The following is a 2704-nucleotide window of genomic DNA, read 5'->3' as shown; positions in this document are numbered from 1 at the left end:
TCTGTGGACTAAAGAAGCTCTGCTAGTTGCATGCACATGAATGACGAACATCGGAAAGCCGTATGAGGGAAAACCTCACGTACGGTTTGATGAGGAGGGGCTGGAATCCCCAGCCCTTTACTCTAGCTCGGAAGGGTCTTGCGGCGGAGCGGAGGCGGCTTTCGGGAGGCATAACGCGTGTCGAATCGGCAAACAATGTAAGGCGTAAGATCGTAAGTGACAGGAGGGTTCGTCAAGTGGCGACCAGAACCGCCGGGAAAGGCAAATTCAAGCCGATGTCGATGTCGTCGAAAGAGTACAAGACGTTCGCGAAGCAGCGCGAACCTTCCCGTTCCGTTCTGCAAAACTGCGTTCGGGCGTTCGTTTCGGGCGGCCTGATCTGCGTGCTCGGCCAGGCGATCCAGAACGGCTACATGTCCTGGATGAAACTGTCGTCCATGCAGGCCAGCAACCCGACCGTCGCGACGCTCATTTTCATCTCGGTGCTGCTGACCTGCTTCGGCGTGTATGACAAGATCGCGCAATGGGCGGGCGCGGGCTCTGCCGTGCCGGTGACGGGCTTCGCCAACTCGATGTGCTCGGCGGCACTGGAACACCGCGCCGAAGGGCTCGTGCTCGGGGTCGGCGGCAACATGTTCAAGCTTGCCGGATCGGTTATCGTATACGGCACGGTCGCCGCATTCGTCATCGGGCTGATCCACGTCATCTTCGGGCTCAGGGGGCACTGAACATGCTGCGCGGCAAGCAGACCTGGTGGTTCGAGAACCGGCCCGTCATCATCGGCACGGGAACCGTCGTCGGCCCGGACGAAGGCGCGGGGCCGCTCGCGGCCGACTTCGACCTTGTCCACGCCGAGCTCGATCTGAACCAGAAAAGCTGGGAAAAAGCGGAGCGGCTCCTGCTCGAACAGGCTTCCGACTTCGCGATCAAGAACGCGGGCATCCGGAAAGATCAGGTGCAGTTCTACATCGGCGGCGACCTGCTGAACCAGCTGATCAGCAACAGCTTCACCGCGCGGGACCTCGGCCTGCCGTACATCGGCGTCTTCGGTGCCTGCTCGACGTCGATGCAGTCGCTGGCACTCGCGGCGCACCTCGTCAATTCCGGCACGGCGGAGTATGCGATGGCGGGTACGTGCAGCCATAACTGTACAGCGGAAAAACAGTTCCGTTACCCGACCGAATACGGTTCGCAGAAGCCGCCGACCGCCCAGTACACGGTGACCGGCGCCGGCGCGGCCGTCGTCGCCGCTTCGGGCAGCGGCCCCGTCATCACTTGCGCGACGATCGGCAAGATCGTCGACCTCGGCATCTCCGATCCGTTCAACATGGGCGCGGCGATGGCGCCAGCCGCCGTCGACACGATCCAGACGCACTTCAACGACACGGGGCGGATGCCGGCCGATTACGACGTGATCGTGACCGGCGATCTCGCGACCGTCGGGCACCGCATCGCCGTCGACCTGTTCGCGCGGGACGGCGTGCCAATGCAGGATACGGTATTCAGCGATTGCGGGCTGATGATCTACGACATCGAGCGCCAGAAAGTGCAGGCCGGCGGCAGCGGGTGCGCCTGCTCGGCGGTCGTCGCCTACGGCCATCTGCTGAAACGGCTGCAGCGCGGCGAACTGAAGCGCATCCTCGTCGTCGCCACCGGAGCGTTGCTCTCGCCGCTGTCCTATCAGCAGGGCGAGACCATTCCGTGCATCGCGCACGCGGTCGCCATCGAAAGGGGAGACGCCTGATATGCAGTACTTGTGGGCTTTCATCGTCGGAGGCGGCATCTGCGTCCTCGGGCAGCTCATGTTCGACGTCCTCAAGCTGACGCCGGCGCACACCATGTCGACGCTGGTGGTGATCGGGGCGATCGCGGACGCCCTGGGCTGGTACGAGCCGCTCATCGAGTTTGCCGGAGCGGGGGCAACTGTCCCGATTACGAGCTTCGGCAACGCCCTCGTCCACGGCGCGCTGACCGAGCTGCAGAACACCGGGCCGCTCGGCGTCATCACGGGCATGTTCAAAGTGACGAGCTCGGGCATATCGGCGGCGATCATCTTCTCGTTTCTGGCTGCGCTGGTCGTCAGGCCGAAGGGTTGAAAGGAAGGCTGCTCGAATCGAGCAGCCTTCAACTTGTGGTACGCCCGGCATGGGCGTCATCTCTACGGTGAAAGTCCGGAATGGGGGCTGGCGAGCGCCTGCCATTAGCCGAGGGCAAGGGTGTCGGTCGCGAGGCCGAATCTGAAGGAAGCCTTAAGGCAAACTCCAAAGCCGCCAAGGGCTAATCCTGTAAACTCCAGTGGTCGCGGGCAGACAGATGACGCGCTTATCCGGGGAGGCCTGCGGAATACGCGAAGTCACTTCGTAACCGCAGCCGGGAGGCTGCGCTGAATCCGCAGGAGTCAGCAGAGGCCATAGTACGCGAGTACGGGACGTAAGGAAAGCGGAAGGGCTTAAGCCGAAAGGAGAGAGGAAACCGATGCGTTCGCGCGACGGGCGCAGACAGCAGAATACCTCGCAAGAGGGCTGCCAGCGGGAGGTAGCGGTGAAGCCGCAAGGGAGACGCAAGCGCCGAGTCCGCTGCCGGCACAAATCGCCCCTTCCTCTCGCAAAGCACAGGACGACCTGCTGGAGAAGATGCTGGAAAGGGAGAACCTCTTGAAGGCTTACAGGAGAGTGGTGCAGAACGGAGGAGCCCCCGGTGTGGA

At 62.7% G+C, this 2704-nt stretch carries 3 protein-coding genes; all 3 read left to right on the top strand.

The genetic code is table 11. The features are described 5' to 3' along the window. The first annotated feature begins 236 nt into the window (after nucleotides 1-236). The 3 genes from spoVAC to spoVAE are packed head-to-tail and all read left to right on the top strand — an operon-like array spanning nucleotide 237 to nucleotide 2096. Nucleotides 237-728: a stage V sporulation protein AC gene (gene spoVAC / locus C6W55_RS00025; RefSeq protein ID WP_015255291.1), complete on the top strand. Its 492-nt coding sequence runs from the start codon at nucleotides 237-239 to the stop codon at nucleotides 726-728. Between the two features lie 2 nt (nucleotides 729-730). Beyond that, on the top strand, nucleotides 731-1744 hold the full coding sequence (gene spoVAD, locus C6W55_RS00020; protein ID WP_015255290.1) for a stage V sporulation protein AD: 1014 nt from the start codon (nucleotides 731-733) through the stop codon (nucleotides 1742-1744). A gap of 1 nt (nucleotide 1745) precedes the next feature. Then, nucleotides 1746-2096, top strand: a complete 351-nt coding sequence (gene spoVAE, locus C6W55_RS00015) for a stage V sporulation protein AE (protein ID WP_015255289.1) — start codon at nucleotides 1746-1748, stop codon at nucleotides 2094-2096. Nucleotides 2097-2704 lie beyond the last annotated feature (608 nt).

It is taken from the genome of Thermobacillus sp. (genome assembly GCF_003390775.1).
Taxonomy (GTDB): Bacteria; Bacillota; Bacilli; order Paenibacillales; family Paenibacillaceae; genus Thermobacillus; species Thermobacillus xylanilyticus.
This window is presented reverse-complemented; position numbering and strand designations above follow the sequence as displayed.